Source organism: Streptomyces sp. NPDC087845, from assembly GCF_044742755.1.
In the GTDB taxonomy this organism is placed as follows: Bacteria; Actinomycetota; Actinomycetes; order Streptomycetales; family Streptomycetaceae; genus Streptomyces.
On the sequence record NZ_JBIUVC010000001.1, the window covers coordinates 572688 to 590990 of the forward strand.

The 18303-nt window shown below is 70.4% G+C and carries 18 protein-coding genes; 10 read left to right on the top strand and 8 right to left on the bottom strand.

Annotated features, from left to right (window positions below; translation table 11 throughout):
- Nucleotides 1-197 precede the first annotated feature (197 nt).
- On the bottom strand, nucleotides 198-809 hold the full coding sequence (locus ACIOMQ_RS02520; protein ID WP_003948568.1) for a response regulator transcription factor: 612 nt from the start codon (nucleotides 807-809) through the stop codon (nucleotides 198-200).
- Between the two features lie 411 nt (nucleotides 810-1220).
- Here ACIOMQ_RS02520 and ACIOMQ_RS02525 point away from each other — a divergent pair, with 411 nt between their 5' ends.
- Complete coding sequence (locus ACIOMQ_RS02525) at nucleotides 1221-1556, top strand: WhiB family transcriptional regulator (RefSeq protein WP_362207903.1); 336 nt, start codon at nucleotides 1221-1223, stop codon at nucleotides 1554-1556.
- A gap of 85 nt (nucleotides 1557-1641) precedes the next feature.
- Here the strand turns inward: ACIOMQ_RS02525 and ACIOMQ_RS02530 are convergent, their stop codons facing one another.
- On the bottom strand, nucleotides 1642-2532 hold the full coding sequence (locus tag ACIOMQ_RS02530) for a LysR family transcriptional regulator (RefSeq protein WP_362207900.1): 891 nt from the start codon (nucleotides 2530-2532) through the stop codon (nucleotides 1642-1644).
- Nucleotides 2533-2676: 144 nt separating this feature from the next.
- Between ACIOMQ_RS02530 and ACIOMQ_RS02535 the strand changes: the two genes are divergently transcribed.
- Nucleotides 2677-3351, top strand: coding sequence for an MOSC domain-containing protein (locus ACIOMQ_RS02535; RefSeq protein WP_362208005.1), 675 nt, complete (start codon nucleotides 2677-2679; stop codon nucleotides 3349-3351).
- Nucleotides 3352-3420: 69 nt separating this feature from the next.
- Nucleotides 3421-4194 (top strand): SDR family oxidoreductase, encoded by a 774-nt coding sequence (locus ACIOMQ_RS02540; RefSeq protein ID WP_362207898.1) that lies wholly within the window; start codon nucleotides 3421-3423, stop codon nucleotides 4192-4194.
- 38 nt (nucleotides 4195-4232) lie between these two features.
- On the opposite strand, the gene ACIOMQ_RS02545 is transcribed toward ACIOMQ_RS02540, so the two are convergent.
- Nucleotides 4233-5765: a right-handed parallel beta-helix repeat-containing protein gene (locus ACIOMQ_RS02545; RefSeq protein ID WP_402127488.1), complete on the bottom strand. Its 1533-nt coding sequence runs from the start codon at nucleotides 5763-5765 to the stop codon at nucleotides 4233-4235.
- A gap of 200 nt (nucleotides 5766-5965) precedes the next feature.
- Here ACIOMQ_RS02545 and ACIOMQ_RS02550 point away from each other — a divergent pair, with 200 nt between their 5' ends.
- The 5 genes from ACIOMQ_RS02550 (at nucleotide 5966) to ACIOMQ_RS02570 (ending at nucleotide 11367) form a co-directional block, all read left to right on the top strand.
- Nucleotides 5966-7048 (top strand): substrate-binding domain-containing protein, encoded by a 1083-nt coding sequence (locus ACIOMQ_RS02550; RefSeq protein WP_362207893.1) that lies wholly within the window; start codon nucleotides 5966-5968, stop codon nucleotides 7046-7048.
- Nucleotides 7049-7230: 182 nt separating this feature from the next.
- Nucleotides 7231-8559: an ABC transporter substrate-binding protein gene (locus tag ACIOMQ_RS02555; RefSeq protein WP_401263272.1), complete on the top strand. Its 1329-nt coding sequence runs from the start codon at nucleotides 7231-7233 to the stop codon at nucleotides 8557-8559.
- A complete protein-coding gene (locus ACIOMQ_RS02560) occupies nucleotides 8559-9452 on the top strand; it encodes a sugar ABC transporter permease (protein WP_362207887.1) in 894 nt (297 codons plus the stop codon). Before ACIOMQ_RS02555 ends, ACIOMQ_RS02560 begins: the two co-directional genes overlap by 1 nt.
- Entirely contained in the window at nucleotides 9449-10303 is an 855-nt protein-coding gene (locus ACIOMQ_RS02565) for a carbohydrate ABC transporter permease (RefSeq protein WP_362207885.1), read from the top strand. The genes ACIOMQ_RS02560 and ACIOMQ_RS02565 overlap by 4 nt, the downstream gene beginning before the upstream one ends.
- Before the next feature lie 35 nt (nucleotides 10304-10338).
- Nucleotides 10339-11367 carry a hydroxyacid dehydrogenase gene (locus ACIOMQ_RS02570; protein WP_362207882.1) on the top strand — a complete coding sequence of 343 codons (1029 nt, stop codon included), beginning with the start codon at nucleotides 10339-10341 and terminating at the stop codon, nucleotides 11365-11367.
- Between the two features lie 266 nt (nucleotides 11368-11633).
- Here the strand turns inward: ACIOMQ_RS02570 and groL are convergent, their stop codons facing one another.
- A complete protein-coding gene (gene groL, locus ACIOMQ_RS02575) occupies nucleotides 11634-13259 on the bottom strand; it encodes a chaperonin GroEL (RefSeq protein ID WP_362207879.1) in 1626 nt (541 codons plus the stop codon).
- A gap of 97 nt (nucleotides 13260-13356) precedes the next feature.
- A complete protein-coding gene (gene groES, locus ACIOMQ_RS02580) occupies nucleotides 13357-13665 on the bottom strand; it encodes a co-chaperone GroES (RefSeq protein ID WP_093540722.1) in 309 nt (102 codons plus the stop codon).
- Between the two features lie 309 nt (nucleotides 13666-13974).
- On the opposite strand from groES, the gene ACIOMQ_RS02585 reads away from it, so the two are divergent.
- The gene (locus tag ACIOMQ_RS02585; protein WP_402187662.1) at nucleotides 13975-14460 is read left to right on the top strand and encodes a DUF6234 family protein; all 486 of its coding nucleotides are present in this window, start codon (nucleotides 13975-13977) and stop codon (nucleotides 14458-14460) included.
- 262 nt (nucleotides 14461-14722) lie between these two features.
- Here ACIOMQ_RS02585 and ACIOMQ_RS02590 read toward each other — a convergent pair whose 3' ends face one another.
- Complete coding sequence (locus tag ACIOMQ_RS02590) at nucleotides 14723-15715, bottom strand: polysaccharide deacetylase family protein (RefSeq protein WP_402187664.1); 993 nt, start codon at nucleotides 15713-15715, stop codon at nucleotides 14723-14725.
- Between the two features lie 115 nt (nucleotides 15716-15830).
- On the opposite strand from ACIOMQ_RS02590, the gene ACIOMQ_RS02595 reads away from it, so the two are divergent.
- The gene (locus ACIOMQ_RS02595; RefSeq protein ID WP_401985867.1) at nucleotides 15831-17126 is read left to right on the top strand and encodes a methyltransferase domain-containing protein; all 1296 of its coding nucleotides are present in this window, start codon (nucleotides 15831-15833) and stop codon (nucleotides 17124-17126) included.
- Here ACIOMQ_RS02595 and ACIOMQ_RS02600 read toward each other — a convergent pair.
- Nucleotides 17123-17488, bottom strand: coding sequence for a hypothetical protein (locus tag ACIOMQ_RS02600; protein WP_362207871.1), 366 nt, complete (start codon nucleotides 17486-17488; stop codon nucleotides 17123-17125). The two genes, ACIOMQ_RS02595 and ACIOMQ_RS02600, sit on opposite strands and share 4 nt — an antisense overlap.
- Nucleotides 17489-17541: 53 nt before the next feature.
- Nucleotides 17542-18207 carry a hypothetical protein gene (locus ACIOMQ_RS02605; protein ID WP_401263265.1) on the bottom strand — a complete coding sequence of 222 codons (666 nt, stop codon included), beginning with the start codon at nucleotides 18205-18207 and terminating at the stop codon, nucleotides 17542-17544.
- Nucleotides 18208-18303 lie beyond the last annotated feature (96 nt).

The following is an 18303-nucleotide window of genomic DNA, read 5'->3' on the forward strand; positions in this document are numbered from 1 at the left end:
CTCCCCTTCCGCTCGACCGAATCGTCCCCGAGGAACTCCACATCTCAAGGATGCGGCATCGGCCGGGAAGCGTCACATGCCGCCGGGGCGGAAGACGCCGCCGGCGGACCGGAGCCCGCCCCGCGCTCCCCGGTCGCATCGCCCCGTCCGCCGGTGTGCGGACGGGGAATCGATCGGCTGCCGGCCATGGCCGGTCCTCAGCGGACCAGGCCCCAGCGGAAGCCGAGCGCCACGGCGTGCGCCCGGTCCGAGGCGCCGAGTTTCTTGAACAGACGCCTGGCGTGCGTCTTCACCGTGTCCTCGGAGAGGAACAGCTCACGGCCGATCTCGGCGTTCGAGCGGCCGTGGCTCATTCCTTCGAGCACCTGGATCTCACGCGCGGTGAGCGTTGGCGCGGCACCCATCTCGGCCGACCGCAGCCGACGCGGGGCGAGCCGCCACGTCGGATCGGCCAGCGCCTGGGTGACGGTGGCCCGCAGCTCCGCGCGGGAGGCGTCCTTGTGCAGATAGCCGCGGGCACCGGCGGCGACCGCGAGCGCGACGCCGTCCAGGTCCTCGGCGACGGTCAGCATGATGATCCTGGCGCCGGGGTCGGCGGAGAGCAGCCGCCGGACCGTCTCCACACCTCCCAGACCGGGCATGCGTACGTCCATCAGAATCAGATCCGAACGGTCGGCGCCCCAGCGGCGGAGGACTTCCTCGCCGTTGGCCGCCGTCGTCACACGCTCGACGCCGGGCACGGTCGCGACCGCGCGACGGAGCGCTTCTCGGGCAAGCGGGGAGTCGTCGCAGACGAGGACGGATGTCATGACCGTCCTCCGCAGCTGATGCGCGTCACCTTGAGCCTCCAGGCTGTTACAAGTCGTCACCTGAGCGGTTGACGCTCTCGGACATCTGCCCGATCGCCATTTCTGTCAACCGCCTCCGCCCTCTCAACGATGGTCACTCGAAAGAGTTACGGGTCGGACCACGGGGTTCGGCACTCTACGTGAGGGCCCGTGCACGGAGGAGAGCGGCACGGATCATCCAACCGTCAACCAAAACTTCCTATAAACACATGCCCCATTTAGCGGGTTTTCTTCCCTTTTGCTGGTGTCTGTGGATAGATTCGCAATCAGTCATATTTACATCTACTTACACCGTAGATGTAGTGTCATGGGCACGGTCAAATATGGATGACAACGACGATTCCGACTCAGCATGGTTTGAGGGGACAAGCAATGGCAGATTTCTCCCGCCTTCCCGGACCCAACGCCGATCTGTGGGACTGGCAACTGCTGGCGGCCTGCCGCGGGGTCGACAGCTCGCTGTTCTTCCACCCGGAGGGTGAACGCGGGGCGGCACGGAGCGCCCGCGAGAACTCGGCAAAAGAGGTCTGCATGCGATGCCCGGTGCGTGCCGAGTGCGCGGCGCACGCGCTGGCCGTACGAGAGCCCTACGGAGTGTGGGGCGGACTGACCGAGGACGAACGCGAGGAGCTCATGGGACGGGCCCGCAATCGCCTGATCGCGGCAGGGGCGCCGTCGGGCGTTCCGTCCCCGGCGGGGCACGGCTGAACCCGCCTCGCCCGCACAGCAAATACAAAAACGTTTCTGCACTTCACCCGGCCACCGAGGGGGCCGGGTTACAGGCAGGCCCTCTTCAGCGGGCAGCCGTCAGGGACAGCCGGTCCAGGGTGGCTGCCACCGCCGGCACCTGGGCCAGGTCGGGCAGGGTCAGGGCGACGATCTCGCGCTCGATGGCCGGTTCCACCGTGACGGTGCGGGCCCGCTTGGGGCGTACCGACTCGATCGCCAGCTCCGGCAGTACGGCCACGCCCAGCCCCGCGCCGACCAGGCCGACGACGGCCGGGTAGTCGTCGGTGGCGAAGTCGATCCGGGGGGTGAAGCCGGACTCCTCGCAGACCTCGACCAGCTGGCGGCGGCAGCGGGGGCAGCCCGCGATCCACGACTCGTCGGCCAGCTCGGCGATGGAGACCGCGGCCGAACCCGCCAGCCGGTGCCCCTCGGGGACCAGGCCGATCAGCCGGTCGGTGAGCAGCGGGCGGACGACCAGGTCGTCCCACTCGGCGCCGGAGGCGCCGTAGCGGAACGCCAGCGCGATGTCGCAGTCGCCCTCGCGCAGCATCTCGACCGAACGCGGCGGCTCGGCCTCGACCAGGGAGACCCGGGTGCCGGGGTGGGCCGCGCGCAGCGCCGCGAGGGCGCCGGGGACGAGGGTGGAGCTGCCGCTGGGGAACGAGACGAGCCGGACCCGGCCGGCCCGCAGACCGGCGATCGCGGCGACCTCCTCCTCGGCGGCGGTGAGCCCGGCGAGGATGCCGGAGGCATGCCGGACGAGCGCCTCGCCCGCCTGCGTGAGCCGCATCTCGCGCCCCGTACGGATCAGGAGCGTGGTCCCCGCGGAGGCTTCCAGGGCCTTCATCTGCTGGCTGACCGCGGGCTGGGTGCAGCCCAGCTCGCGGGCCGCGGCGGAGAACGAGCCGGTGGCGGCCACGGCGCGCAGGACACGGAGATGACGGGCTTCGATCACCCTTCAACCATAAGCGACTCTTGGGCCTGGCGCGCATAATCGGCATGCATCTTTGACGGGACAGCCCTTAGCGTGCTCCGCATGAAGCCCATGGAGCAGACGAGCCCGGCGGAGTCGGTGGGGCGGACGACACCGACCGGGCCGATGAAAGTGCTGACCGTGAACGCGGGGCGGCCCGAGGCAATCGGCCACACCGACGCCGCCGGCGGTGTGACCGGGATCGGCAAGCAGCCGGTCGACGGCCCCGTACGGGTCACCGACCCCGGCCCCAAGGGCACCGGCGGCAGCGGCCTCGCCGGGGACGCGGTGTGCGATCTGCGTCATCACGGCGGCTCCGACCAGGCCGTGTACGCCTTCGCCCGCGAGGACCTCGACGGCTGGGAGCGGGTGCTCGGACGCCCGCTGGCCAATGGCGCGTTCGGCGAGAACCTGACGACCAGCGGGCTCGACGTGAACGGCGCGAGGATCGGCGAGCGCTGGCGGATCGGCCCCGATCTGGTGCTGGAGGTCACGTCGAGCCGGATTCCGTGCCGTACGTTCGCCGGTCGTCTCGGCGAGAAGGGCTGGGTCAAGCGGTTCACGCAGGCGGGCGCCCCGGGTGCCTATCTGCGGGTGGTCGAGCCGGGTGAGATCCGCTCCGGGGATCCGGTCGAGATCGTGCACCGGCCCGGCCACGAGGTCACCGTGCGACTGGACTTCGCGGCGTCGACGACGCGACGGGAGCTGCTCCCGCAGTTGCTGGCGGCCGGCGACGCGCTGCATCCCGAGACGCTGCGTGCCGCCCTGGAGTACGTGGAGAAGGAGGCCGCGCGCGAGTGATCGCGGTGGTCGGCGGGGCAAGAGCGCCCGTCGGCCGTGTCACGCCGGTCAGGCACTAACGTGCCGCGTATGACGACTGCACTGATTACGGGCGCGACCGCGGGGATCGGAGCCGCCTTCGCGCGGCGGCTGGCGGCCGACGGGCACAACCTCGTGCTGGTGGCGCGCGACACCGAGCGGCTGCGCGAACAGGCGACCGAACTGCACGACCGGCACGGCATCGAGGCCGAGGTGCTGACGGCCGATCTGTCCGAGGACAAAGGGATCGCCGCGGTCGAGGACCGGTTGACCGACCGTCAGCAGCCGGTCGACCTCCTGGTCAACAACGCCGGGTTCGGCAATAAGGGGCACTACCTGGAGGTGCCCATGGCCGATGAGCTGAACATGCTGAAGGTGCACTGCGAGGCCGTACTGCGGCTGACCTCGGCGGCCGCGGCCGGGATGCGGGAGCGGGGGCGGGGCGGCGTCGTCAACGTGGCCTCGGTGGCGGCGTTCGTGCCGCGCGGGACGTACGGCGCGTCCAAGGCGTGGGTCGTGCAGTTCACCCAGGGCGCGGCGAAGGACCTGGCCGGTTCGGGGGTGCGGCTGATGGCGCTGTGCCCCGGCTTCGTCCGGACGGAGTTCCACCAGCGGGCGGGGATGGGCACCGGCAACATTCCGGGCTGGATGTGGCTCGACGCGGACAAGCTGGTGGCGGCGGCCCTGGCGGACCTGGCACGCGGCAAGTCCCTTTCCGTCCCGGACCCGCGGTACAAGGCGCTGATGGGGCTCGTGAAGGTGACGCCGCGCGGCCTGCTCGGAGGGGTCACCTCCAAGACAGGCCGCAAGTACGGTCCTCAGTGAGCGGTCGGTTAGCGGGTGCGCATCCGCCTGACGGGCGGTCAGCGCACTCCGCGGCCCGCGTAGGCGCCGATGTTGGGGGCGCCCGGCTTCAGCTTGTTGCCGAAGTAGTCCTTGCCGCCGTTGTTCTCGATGACGGCTCCGGCGGCGAGGGCGGGCGAGCCGGCGCCGAGCCGGAAGTCGGTGCGGAGCTTCGGGTCGGCCGTGATGCCACCGGGGTCGGGGCGGGTCATGTCGATGCCGTAGAAGGCGTTGTGGTCGAAGGAGAGTCCCGGCGTCGGGTTCTTGAAGGCGTAGCCGCCGGTGCCCTCGCTCACGAAGACGTTGTTCCGGATGGACAGTTCGTGCTGGGTGGTGGCGGGGCTGCCGGCGTCGTCCTGGACGAGGTGACCGGGGATCTGCTCCTTGTTGTGGAAGGTGTTGTTGTAGATCTCCGTGCCGAGGATCGGGCCCCAGCAGTTCTGGATCAGGCGGGCGCCGTCGTTGCGGCTGACGTTGTAGCGGGCCACCGTGCCGATCGTCTTGGCGCCGCTGTACGGGCAGATGAGCAGGAAGCCGCCCTTGTTGTCGTGGCTGTAGTTGTACTGGAAGACCGTGTTCTGCGAGGCGCCGTCGGCGTCGAAGGACATCCCGTCGTGGGTGTTGCCGCCGCCCGAGACCTCGTTGTACTCGACGGTCGTGTCGTCGGTGTTGAAGGTCCAGATGCCCGCGTTGGCGGAGGGCGAGCGGAGCTGGAAGCCGTCGACCCGGTTGTGGTCGACGCGGGCGCCGCTGGTGGTGTCGAGCTTCATGCCGTCGCCGGCCAGCGACTTCAGCGTGTTGTGGTGGATGCGGACCCCGGTGCTGGGCGTCCACTCGCCCGGGTAGACGTTCGGGTCCTGCTGCTGGCCGACCAGATCGCGCTTGGAGAAGGTCGACTTGAAGTAGATGCCTTCGCGGTCGACGTCCTCGATGCGGTTGTGCCCGATGTCCAGGCCGTCGTACCGGCTGGCCTTCGCCGTGCCCTCGACCGCGATGTGGATCGCGCTGGAGCCGGACACCGTCTTGTAGTCGCCGCCGCGCACGTCGTGGATGTAGAGGCCGGAGAGGTCGAAGCCGCGCGCGACTCCGTAGTCGGTGAGGCGCAGGCGGACGCCGTTGCGCTCGCTGCCCGGGTTGTCGGCGTTGGTGATCTCCAGCGCCTTGAGGTGCACGTACTGCGTGTCGGAGAGCAGGACGACATCGTGGGCGCCCGCGCCGTCGAGCCTGGCACGGGCCGGGCCGCTGCCGTAGTCGGCGATGGTGAACGGGGCGAGGGCGGAGCCGGTGCCGGTGGGGGCGAGGGTTCCGGTGCACGTGGCGCCGCGTTTGAAGAGCAGTCGGTCACCGGGGCCGTAGGTGTGCGCGTTGGCCTCGGCGAGCGTGGTCCAGGGGTGCTTCCTGCTCCCGGTGGCGCCGGCCGGGTCGGCTGCGCAGTCGACGTGGAAGGCACGGCCGGCGGGTGCCGCGGCCTGCGCCGCGCTCTGGCCGGTTGCGGTCAGGCCGGCGACGGCCGTCAGGGCCACGAGCGTCGCAGCGGTGACGCGATGTCTCACAATTCCTCCGTACGAACAGTCAGGGACGGGACGAGTCGGCATCGCCGGAATCCTGGACTCGGATTGATCGAACGTCAATGGATTGCGTTTGAATGATCGAAACTCCCATCGTTCGATCACGGTGGTCTAGGGTCGGACAACGGCCCCGACACCGGCCGGACCGGGGGGCCGGGCCACACACTTGCGAGGGGACTGCTGCCGTGCGCGAAAGTGCTGCTGAACGTCATGACCGCCTGCTGGGGCTGGTGCGGGAGCGGGGTTCGGCCCGGGTCTCGGAGCTGGCCTCGCAGCTGGGGGTCTCACCTGTCACGGTGCGCCGCGACGTGGAGGAGCTGGCCGGCCGGGGCCTGCTCGACCGGGTCCACGGCTCGGTCTCCTGGCCGCAGGACGCCGCCGCCGGTGCGGGGCCCGGCGGCGGCAGCGGCCTGGTCCTCGGCATGCTCGCGCCCTCGTCGACGTACTACTTCTCCGAGGTCATCCGGGGGGCCCACGAGGCCGCGGCGGGGGCGGGCGCCCGGCTGATCCTGCGGATCTCCGACTACCGGCCGCAGGAGGACCAGGCCCGCACCGAGGGGCTGCTCTCCGCGGGCGCCGAGGGGCTGCTGGTCGCACCGGGCTGGCAGCACCCCGGCGACCCCGCCGCGTTCGGCGACTGGATCGCCTCGCTGCCCGTGCCGACCGTCCTGCTGGAGCGCAGGCCCACCGTCGGATCCCCGCTGGACGGCCTGGACCGGGTCTGCTCGGACCACGCGCACGGGGTCCTGCTCGCCGTCCGCCACCTGGTGAATCTCGGGCACGGGGCACCGCTGCTGATGGCCCGTGCGGACTCGCCGACCGCCCTCGCGGTGCGGTCCGGATACGAGGAGGCCCTGGCCGTGCTCCGGCTGCGCACCCCGCAGGACGTGATCGATTCCGTACCGGCCGAACTCGCCCCGGACGCGTTCGAGCAGGCCGTGCAGGCACTGCGCGAGGCAGTCCACTCGGGCGTGGCGACGGCGGCGCTGATCCACAATGACGTCGACGCGATCCAGGTGGTGCAGCGCCTGGCCGAGCTGGGCGTACGGGTGCCGGACGATCTGGCGCTGATCGCCTACGACGACGAGGTGGCGGCCCTCGCGGACACCCCGCTCACCGCGGTGGCACCGCCCAAGCGCGACGTGGGCCGCCATGCGACGGAACTGCTGGTGGAGCGGCTCGGCCAGGGCGTGGGCGCGCCCCGGCGGCATCTGACGCTGCTGCCGCAGCTGCGGGTCAGGGACTCCTGCGGAGCATCCCTGTCGTAGACAGGGGCGGCGGGCGTTCCCAGGGGCCCGTGCACCCTTCACGAAGAGCGTCCCACAGTGGTTCCGTACGTAACTTATCTGATCTTTTTTCGATCAATCGCTCTTTCGCTCTTGACTTCGGTCACGGCTGGTCCAAGGATCACGGCCAACGCCAATGTCGTCGCCTGTTCAGGAGCCTCGCTGTGAGCCGCAGTTCGAGCAGAACGTCCCTCGCCGTAGTCGGCGCCGCCACCGCCCTCGCCGTTCTCACGGCCTGTGGCGGCAGCGGCGACGACACAACCGCCGCCGGAAGCGACGGCAAGCCCGTCAGCATCACCTTCTGGGGCTGGGCCAAGGGGTCCAAGGAGGTCGTTGACGCGTTCAACGCCTCGCACAAGGACATCAAGGTGGTGTACGAGGAGATCCCGTCCGGCAACGCGGGCGGCTACGCGAAGATCTCCAACGCGGTGAAGGCGGGCAACGCCCCCGACCTGGTCTCCATCGAGTACCCGCAGCTTCCGGAGTACGTCAGTCAGGGCGCGCTCCAGGACATCGGCCAGTACTTCACCGACGACATCAAGAAGAAGCTGCTGCCGCAGGCGGTCGAACTGACGACGCTCGGCGGCAAGAGCTGGGCCGTCCCGTTCGACGCCTCGCCGCAGTCGTTCTTCTACCGCAAGGACCTGTTCGAGAAGTACGGCGTCGAGGTCCCCAAGACCTGGGACGAGTTCCGCAAGGCCGCCGAGAAGGTCAAGAAGGCCGACAAGAAGGCCCGCATCGGCACCTTCTTCCCCGACGACCCGAGCACGTTCCAGGCGATGTCCTGGCAGGCCGGCGCCCAGTGGTACAAGCCCGAGGGCGACACCTGGAAGGTCGAAACGGCCGACGCGGCCACCAACAAGGTCGCCGACTACTGGCAGGGTCTGCTCGACGACGACCTGATCCGCTCCAACGCCTCGTTCAGCCCCGAGTGGACCAACTCCCTCAAGAACGGCGGCACCGTCGGCTACCTCGGCGCCGCCTGGGGCGCGGGCGTTCTCAAGGCCACGCTGCCCGAGCAGAGCGGCAAGTGGGGCGTCGCCCCGATGCCCAGCTGGGACGGCAAGGCGGCCAGCGGCATGCTCGGCGGCTCCACCTTCGCGGTGACGAAGACCAGCAAGAAGGCCGCGGCCGCGGTCGAGTTCGCCACCTGGATGTCGACCACCGAGGAAGGCATCAAGGCCCGCATCGAGTCCGGCACGTCGAGCGCCTTCCCGGCCGCGGCGGCGCTGCGCCCGGTGGCGAAGAAGTCCTTCGACGCCGGCTTCTACGGCGGCGAGGACATCTACCAGGTGTTCGAGGGCGCCGCGACGTCCATCGGCCCGAACTGGACCTGGGGCCCGACGACCGGCACCACGAACATCACCATGAAGGACCAGTTCGGCAAGGTCGCGAGCGGCGGCACCACCATCAAGGACGCCGTGAAGGCCGGGCACGACGCCACGGTCGCCGAGCTGAAGAGGCGCGGTCTGAAGGTCGAGGACGCAGGCTGATGAGACGCGCCCGGACGACCAGAGCCGCCGCCATCCTGCTGGGGCCCTTCTTCGTACTGTTCACCGTGGCCATGGTGCTGCCGATCGGATACGCGGTCTGGCTCAGCCTGTTCACCGAGAAGCAGTCCGGTCTGGGCTTCGGCGGCACCGAGACCGTCTTCAGCGGACTCGACAACTACACGGCGGCCCTGGGCGACCGGGCGTTCCGCGAGGGCTTCGGCGTACTCCTCGGATACTGCCTGTTCTACATTCCGCTGCTGCTCATCGGGGCCCTCGCCCTCGCCCTGCTGCTGGACTCCGCACTGGCCCGCGCCCGCCGGTTCTTCCAGCTCGCGCTCTTCCTGCCGCACGCCGTGCCCGGCATCATCGCCGCGCTGATCTGGGTCTACCTCTACACACCCCAGCTCAGCCCGGTGGTCAACGCCATGGAGTCCGGCGGCATCGGATTCGACTTCTTCTCGCCCGAAGGCGCCCTCCCCTCCATCGTCAACATCGCCCTGTGGGAGTGGCTCGGCTACAACATGGTGATCTTCTATGCCGCGTTGCAGGCCATCGACCGCTCCGTACTCGAAGCGGCCACGGTCGACGGGGCCGGTGCCTGGCGCGTCGCACTCAGCATCAAGGTCCCGTTGATCCGCGCGTCGGTCGTGATGGTCGCGCTGTTCACGGTCATCGGCTCGCTCCAGTTGTTCACCGAACCGCTGATCCTCAACAAGGGGACCGGTTCCGCCGTCTCCTCCACCTGGACGCCGAACATGTACGCGTACACCGCGGCCTTCGAGCGCAACGACTACGGCCTCGCCGCGGCCTCCTCCATCCTGCTGGCGCTCACGGCCGCGCTGCTGTCCTTCGTCGTCACCCGCTTCACCGGCCGGAAGGGCAAGAAAGCATGAACTCCCCCGCCTCCCGCGGCCGCTGGATGTCGAAGACCGCGGTCAACGGCTTCCTCCTGCTCGCCGTCGTCTACATGCTCTTCCCCCTCGTCTGGCTGGTCACCGCCGCCACGAAGGACACCGGCGGACTGCTCGCGGGCAACGCGTTCTCCTTCGAGGGCTTCAACCTCGGCGAGAACCTGTCGAACCTGGCCTCCTACGGCGACGGCATCTACTTCCGCTGGTACCTCAACAGCCTCTTCTACGCGGGCGGCGGGGCGATTGTCTGCTCGCTGATCTGCGTCGCCGCGGGATATGCCTTCGACAAGTACGAATTCCGGGGCAAGGAGAAGCTGTTCGCCCTTGTGCTGATGGGCGTGCTCGTCCCCACGACGGCGCTCGCCCTGCCGATGTATCTCCTGGCCTCCAAGACCGGCCTGGTCAACACCTACTGGTCCGTGCTGATCCCGGTGCTCGTCAACCCGTTCGGCGTGTATCTCGCCCGGGTGTTCAGCACCGGCTACATACCGAACGAGGCCCTGGAGGCCGCCCGTATCGACGGAGCGGGCGAGCTGCGCGTCTTCTGGTCCATCGGGCTGCGCATGGTCATGCCGGGCTTCGTGACCGTCTTCCTCTTCCAGTTCACCGCGATCTGGAACAACTTCTTCCTCCCCCTCGTGATGCTCTCGGACCGCAAGCTCTTCCCGCTGAGCCTCGGTCTGTACTCCTGGAACACCAACACCCACGGCGAGCCGAGCTTCTATCCGCTCGTCGTCACCGGCTCCCTCCTCGCCGTCATCCCCCTGATCGTCGCCTTCGTCTCGCTCCAACGGCACTGGAAGGCCGGTCTGACCGCCGGCAGCGTCAAGTGACTCTCGCGCGAGCCCTGAGGAGTACGAGTTCCACCATGCCCCACGCCACTGACAACCGGCCGACCGCCCTGCTCGCGATGGCCCCCGGCATCGACGCGCGCCTCCTCGCCGACCGCCACCGCACCCGGCTGGCCGCCCTCACCCGCACCGACCCGCACCTCGTCGCCCACGACCTCGCCGACCCGACACCCGAGGTGGCCGCCGCGCTCGCCGATGCCGAGGTGCTGTTCACCTGCTGGGGCGCGACGCCGCTCACCACCGAGGTGCTGGCGGCCGCGCCCCGGCTGCGGGCCGTGGTCCACGCGGCCGGCTCCGTGAAGCACCACATCACGGACGCCTGCTGGGAGCGCGGGATCGCCGTCACCTCGGCGGCCGGCGCCAACGCGCTGCCGGTCGCCGAATTCACGCTCGCCGCGATCCTGTTCGCGAACAAGCGCGTCCTGCACTCCGCCGACCGCTACCGCGCGCTGCGCACCGAGCACGACTGGCTCGCGGAGCTCGACGGCTCCGGCAACTACCGGCGCACGGTCGGCGTCGTCGGCGCCTCGCGCATCGGCCGCCGGGTGATCGAGCTGCTACGCCCCTTCGATCTGGACGTCCTGCTGTACGACCCGTACGTGGACGGTCCGGAGGCAGCGCGGCTCGGTGTCCGGCTCACCTCGCTCGACGAGCTGTGCGCGAGCAGCTCGGTCGTCTCGGTGCACGCGCCGCAGCTCCCGGAGACGCACCATCTGATCGGGGCGGCGCAGCTGTCTGCCATGGCGACCGGGGCGACCCTGATCAACACGGCGCGGGGTTCGCTGGTCGACGAGGACGCGCTGCTGCCCGAGCTGACGAGCGGGCGGCTGCACGCGGTGCTGGATGTGACGGAGCCCGAACTCCCGCCTGCGCACTCGCCGTTGTACGACCTGCCGAATGTGCTGCTCACTCCGCATGTCGCGGGCTCGCTGGGCGATGAGCTGCACCGGATGGCCGACGAGGCGCTGGATGAGCTGGAGCGGTACGTGCAGGGGCGGCCGTTCGCGGATCCGGTCGTGGCGGGAGTGCTGCCGCACTCGGCGTGACGCCGGGCGGGCTGAAGGATCCCGCGGTCGCCGGGGCGAGCCCGACACGGTCCCGACGCCCCCTGGCGAGCCCGGCGCGGCCCCTCGGGCGGGCCCAACGCCGTTCCCCGGGCGGGCCCGGTGCCGCCCCCCGGGCAGTCCCGACGCTGCCCTCCCCCGGGCGGACCCGGTACAGCCCCCCATCGAGCCCGATACGGGCCGCACGTGCCGAGGCCCGGTACCCCGCGACGGGGTACCGGGCCTCAGTGGCTGGGTGGAGCTGTGCGTCAGTGCGAGTGACCGTGGCCGCCGTGACCGGCCTCGGCCTCTTCCTCGGCCGGCTTCTCGACGACCAGCGTCTCGGTCGTGAGCAGCAGCGACGCGATGGACGCGGCGTTCTCCAGCGCGGAGCGGGTGACCTTGACCGGGTCGATGACGCCGGCCTTCACCAGGTCGCCGTACTCGCCGGTCGCGGCGTTGAAGCCCTGGCCCTTGTCGAGCTCGGAGACCTTCGAGGTGATGACGTAGCCCTCAAGGCCGGCGTTCTCGGCGATCCAGCGCAGCGGCTCGACGGCGGCGCGGCGCACGACCGCGACACCGGTGGCCTCGTCGCCGGTCTTGTCGAGGTTGCCCTCCAGGACCTTGACGGCGTGGACCAGAGCGGAGCCACCACCGGAGACGATGCCCTCCTCGACCGCGGCGCGGGTCGCGGAGATGGCGTCCTCCAGACGGTGCTTCTTCTCCTTGAGCTCCACCTCGGTGGCGGCACCGACACGGATCACGCACACGCCGCCGGCCAGCTTCGCGAGGCGCTCCTGGAGCTTCTCGCGGTCCCAGTCGGAGTCCGTGGCCTCGATCTCGGCCTTGATCTGGTTGACCCGGCCCTTGACGTCGCCGGGCTCGCCGCCGCCGTCCACGATCGTCGTGTCGTCCTTGGAGACCGTGACGCGGCGGGCGGTGCCCAGCACGTCCAGACCGGCCTGGTCGAGCTTGAGGCCGACCTCCTCGGCGATGACGGTCGCACCGGTGAGGGTGGCGAGGTCGCCGAGCATGGCCTTGCGGCGGTCACCGAAGCCCGGGGCCTTCACCGCGACGGCGTTGAAGGTGCCACGGATCTTGTTGACGACCAGGGTCGACAGGGCCTCGCCCTCGACGTCCTCGGCGATGATCAGCAGCGGCTTGGAGCCACCGGCCTGGATGACCTTCTCCAGCAGCGGGAGCAGCTCCTGGATCGAACCGATCTTGCCCTGGTGGATCAGGATGTACGGGTCGTCGAGGACGGCCTCCATACGCTCCTGGTCGGTGACCATGTACGGGGACAGGTAGCCCTTGTCGAAGGCCATGCCCTCGGTGAAGTCGAGGTCCAGACCGAAGGTGTTGGACTCCTCGACGGTGATGACGCCGTCCTTGCCGACCTTGTCCATCGCCTCGGCGATGAGCTCGCCGACCTGCGGGTCCTGCGCGGAGAGCGCGGCCACGGCGGCGATGTCGGTCTTGTCGTCGATCGGGCGGGCGGTCGCGAGGAGCTCCTCGGACACGGCCTTGACCGCGGCGTCGATGCCCTTCTTCAGGGCGGCCGGGGACGCACCCGCGGCGACGTTGCGCAGACCCTCGCGGACGAGCGCCTGGGCCAGCACGGTGGCAGTGGTCGTACCGTCACCCGCGACGTCGTTGGTCTTGGTCGCCACCTCCTTCACCAGCTGGGCACCGAGGTTCTCGTACGGGTCGTCGAGCTCGACCTCGCGCGCGATGGTGACACCGTCGTTGGTGATGGTGGGAGCGCCGAACTTCTTGTCGATGACGACGTTGCGGCCCTTGGGGCCGATCGTCACCTTGACCGTGTCGGCAAGCTTGTTGACGCCGCGCTCAAGGGCGCGACGGGCGTCCTCGTCGAACTTCAGGATCTTCGCCATGGGAGCTGAGCTTTCCTCTCGAACGAACTGCGCCCCCGACCGCCCGGCTGGTTAGTTCGCAGGGGGCCAGGGGCGCAGAACAGAAAACGTGGGTGAATTACTTCTCGATGATCGCGAGCACGTCGCGAGCCGAGAGGACGAGGTACTCCTCGCCGTTGTACTTCACCTCGGTGCCGCCGTACTTGCTGTAGAGCACGACGTCGCCGGTCTTGACGTCGAGCGGAAGGCGCTCGCCGTTCTCGAAGCGGCCCGGGCCCACGGCCAGGACGACGCCCTCCTGGGGCTTCTCCTTGGCGGTGTCCGGAATGACCAGGCCGGAGGCCGTGGTCTGCTCGGCGTCGAGCGGCTGGACCACAATGCGGTCCTCGAGCGGCTTGATCGCAACCTTGGTGCTGGCGGTCGACACGATCCGGTCTCCCCCTTCGGAGATCTCACGGGGTAACAGTCTTGGGGTGGCGACCAGGTGGATCCGTCGTCGCGGGTGCCGGACCTGCCAGTCGCACAGTACTGCTGGCACTCTCCAGTGGTGAGTGCCAGCACCGAGACTATGACCGCGATTAGCACTCGGTCAAGCGGAGTGCCAATCCAGCCAGTCGTGGCGTCGGGAAATCCCCGTCGGCGCGCGGTGTCGGCGGGGGCCGGCCGCAGGCAACGGTCCGGACACCATGGGGACAACGCGGGGACGGACCGCACCGTTCCGTACGACCGTGGGTTCATGCTCGAACCTCCGTACCCACCGCCGCCGGGCTCTCCCTCGCCGCGCCCCTCGGCCGCACGGGACTCCCCGCCCGCGGCGAGCGGCTGCCTCGACGTGCTGCTGGGTCTGCTGCTGGTGGTTCTGGAGGGGCTGGTCTGCGCGGCCGCCGCCTACTGCCTGGCCTTCGCGCGGTGGGACCCCGGCGGACAGGAGCCGGCGGGGCCGCCGCCGATGGACTGGACGCCCGTCCTCGTCTTCGGCGGGATCGCCGCGGCGGTCTGCCTGATCGCCGCGGCACTGATCCGCGCGGGCCTGCCGCGGGCGGGGGCGATCCAGATCCTGGTGGCTCTGCTGCTGTGCGCGGTGACGGTGCTGACCGGGCACGAGGACTACCGCCGCTCGCACCCGGCGCCGGCCTCCACCCCTTCGGACGGTCCCGGCCGGTCCGGCCACCAGTGCCTCAGCGGCGGCGACAACCACGAGTGCCTGGACTCCGGCGGCTGATCGCAGGCGATGACGACCAGCGACCCCGGCGCCCCGTGATCACCGTGATCACCACGCTCACCGTGATCACCACGCTCACCGTGCGGACGCGCCTGCGAACGCGCCTGCGGGCCCGCCGCAGGGGTCGGCCGGGGGTGGGCCACCCTCTGTGCGGCCTTGCGGCCCAGCCGTTCGATCGGGTCCACCGACTGCGCGCACCCGGCGATGGCGGTCAGGAGCGCACCGGCCGCCAGCAGTCCGGCGAGCGCCCGGTACGCCCTTCTCATACGTAGTCCTCCAGCCGGGCCACGGCGTACCCCTTGTCCGTGACGGTCTTCATGACCGCGCGGACCAGGTCGGCCATGCCGGCACCCCATTCCTTCGGGCCCCGGAAGTGCGTGAGGATGATGTCGCCGGGGTGCAGGTCCTGGTCCTCCTCGCGCCACTCCATGTGGTCCGGAAACGCCTCCGCGTTCCAGAGCGGCACGGCCTTGATGCCGCAGGACTTGGCGATCCGGAGCGTGTCGCCGTTGTAGTTGCCGTACGGCGGCCGGAAGAGGGTGGGGCGCTTCCCGAACTGCTTCTCGATGATGGCCTGCTGGTCGCAGATCTCGCGCTTCTGCTCGCGGTGGGAGAGACCGGGCAGGTAGGGGTGGTTGAGCGTGTGGTTGTTGAGACCGGTGCCCAGCCGCTGCGCCTCCCCGAAGTATCCGTAGTTGTCGCGCACCTCGTAGTCGCTGAGGAAGGCGCTGTACGGGATGTCCAGCTCGTCCATCATCTGGAGCAGTTCGGGGTCCTTCTCGGCGCCGTCGTCCATCGTCAGGAAGACGACCCGGTCCTTGGTGGGGACGGTGGTGAAGACCGGCGGCAGGGAGTCGTCGCCGCCCTTCACCTCGAAACCCTTCCGGGTGGTGAGGTGCGGTTTGACGGCGGGCGGCGGGGGCGCGATCAGCGGGGGCCGGGCCAGCCGCCATTTCTTGGCGAGGGCCGCGCGTACGGCCGGGCGGAGTTTCGCGTTCTCGTAGGACCCGACGGGCGCGCGGCCCGGCCCGCCCGGCCGCCCGGGGCCCGCCATCTGCCCGGGACCGCCCGGATGTCCGGCGGAGGGCCGGACCCGGTGTTCGATGTCGGCGTCGGCCCGGCCGCCGGCCCCGGAGGCGCAGCCGGAGCCGACGGCGGCGATCAGGAGCGCGGCCAGGACCGCGCGGGCCGGCCGGTACCCGCCGGGGCCCCGTCCGCACCCGGGTCCCCACGCACCCGATTCGCCGTAATACATGACCAATTCTTCCTTTTGTCGTACAAGTTGCATGGAGTCGCATCCTGCCAGCACCGGCGAGGCGCTCCGGCCCGACACCGCGGCCGGGTCCACCGGTCAACCCGGCTGGCTCACAATGGGACGGGTGAACGCTCTCGCCCCGAACACTCCGCACGGCCCGAACGACCCGTCGGGCACCCACGGCCGGCCGGCCGGCACCGACAGCCCCCTGGCCGCCTTCATGGCCCTGCGCACCCCCGAGGGCGCGGCGCTCCTGGACGAGCTGCGGTCGTACGACCCCGCCCAGGAGCTCGCCACCGCCACCCGGCTGCGCCGCACCCACCCGGCCTCCCTGGTCTCGGCGGCGCTGGGGCAGGCGCGGCTGCGGCAGCGGGCGGTGGCGAAGTTCGGCGCCGAGGACGCGTACCGGATGTTCTTCACGCCGAACGGCGTCGAGCAGGCGACCCGTACGTCGGTGGCCACCCATCGCGCGCAGCGGTTCGTGGCGGCCGGCGGGGTGCGGAGCGTCGCCGACCTCTGCTGCGGGATCGGCGGCGACGCGATCGCGCTGGCGCGGGCGGGCATCTCCGTCCTCGCCGTGGACCGCGACCCGCTGACCGCCGAGGTGGCCCGCGCCAACGCCGCCGCGCTCGGGCTGGACGGCCTGATCGAGGTGCGGTGCGCCGATGTCACCGAGATCGACACCTCGCCGTACGACGCGGTCTTCGTCGACCCCGCCCGGCGCGGCGGCAGGGGCAGGATCTTCGACCCCGAGGCGTACTCGCCGCCGCTCTCCTGGGCGACCGGCGCCGCGCTCGCCGCCCCCCGCGCCGCGCTGAAGATCGCCCCCGGCATCCCGCACGAGGCGATCCCGGCGCAGGCGGAGGCCGAGTGGATCTCGGACGGCGGCGATGTGAAGGAGGCGGTGCTCTGGTTCGGCGAGGGCTTCACGCCCGGTTCGTACCGTGCCACCGTGCTCCCGGCCGGCGCCGCCCTCCGGTCCGCGGCCCCGCTGCCCGCCCCGCCCGTAGGGCCGGTCGGCCGCTATCTGTACGAGCCGGACGGCGCCGTCATCCGCGCCCACCTGGTCGCCGACATCGTGGCGCGGTGCGAGGGCCGGCTGATCGACGAGACCATCGCGTACGTCACGAGCGACGAGCCGTACGACTCCCCGTACACCGCCGCCTACGAGATCACCGACCGGCTGCCGTTCAACATGAAGAGGCTGAAGGCGCTGCTCCGGGAGCGAAAGGTCGGCGTCCTGACGGTGAAGAAGCGCGGCTCGGCCGTCGAGCCGGAGGAGCTGCGCCGCAGGATGAAGCTCCAGGGGCCGAACTCCGCGACAGTCTTCCTGACCCGGGTGGCCGGAGCCCCGACCATGCTGATCGGCCACCCGGTGACCGCCCGGCCCACGCGGCCGAAGACGCCTTAGGCCAGGTCGGTCAGGTCCTCGGCGTACACCTGCGAGAGCGGCTGAGGACCCACGTACTGCTGGCAGTTGCACCGGCCCGACTCGAAGCGGACCGGCTTCTTGGACTCGTCCCAGGCCGTCGGCAACTCGACCCGCTCATGGCACTTGCCCTGCTTGTCGTGCTTGGCGAGATGGTGCGTGCAGCCGCAGACCGGCTCCGGCGGCCGGTGGGCCGCTTCGACGGCCAGCCGCTCCTGCTTGGACGCCTCCAGCAGCTCCAGCTTGCGGGTGTGCCGGTTGCGCAGCGCGGTACGGACGTTGTCGACGGCCCATCCGAAGCCGCCCGTCCAGAAGATGATGAGCACCCACCAGTACCACTCCATGTGACACTCCTCCCCCTGTGTGACTCATGTATCCGGTCAGGATAGGTCCGGGCTCAGCGGTGCGCGCCGCCCCCGACGGAGAACAGCGGCTCCGGAGCGCGCGCCCCGATCAGTACCCGCAGCACCCAACGGCGGTGGGCGAACGCCTTGGTGATGCCGATCAGTCCGACGATCCAGCCGGTCATCCCGAGTCCCATGATCAGGGCGACCAGGCCGAAACTTTCCTGGGCCGCCTCGGCGGTCGCCGGGACGGCGATGCACGCGTACAGCCCGAGTGCGCACAGCGCGAAGGACATCAGCAGCCAGACGAGGCTGACGCCCGGCATCCGCAGGCGCGCGTCGCGCTCCGGATCGCGGTCCAACTCGCCCCAGGCGACGAGCAGTTTGCGGATGTCGAGGTCGCGGCGCACACCGACGGCGACGAAGACGATCGCGGGCACCGTGCAGCAGGCGCCCATGCCGACGAGGATCACGCCGATCAGGACGCTGAAGAGGTCGTACGTCTCCTCCAGCATGATGAGCGCCGCGCCCACCAGCGACCAGCCGATCGCACCGAGCACTCCCCACAGCCACAGCGCCACCAGCCGCCCCGGTGAGACATGCCTCTTCACCAACTCCCCGAGCACCGCGGCGCGGTCGGTGAGCAGCGCCTCGCGGTCGGGCCAGGAACGTATCTCCACGGGCGGTGGCGGCGGCGGCAGTTGTGTGGGGTGAAACATGGGCCCGACCCTACCGACCGCGCACCGTGCCCCTCGCGGGCGGCACGGTGCGCCGGGGCCGTCGCGGTGCCATGCTGGAAGGGGACACACGGAGGT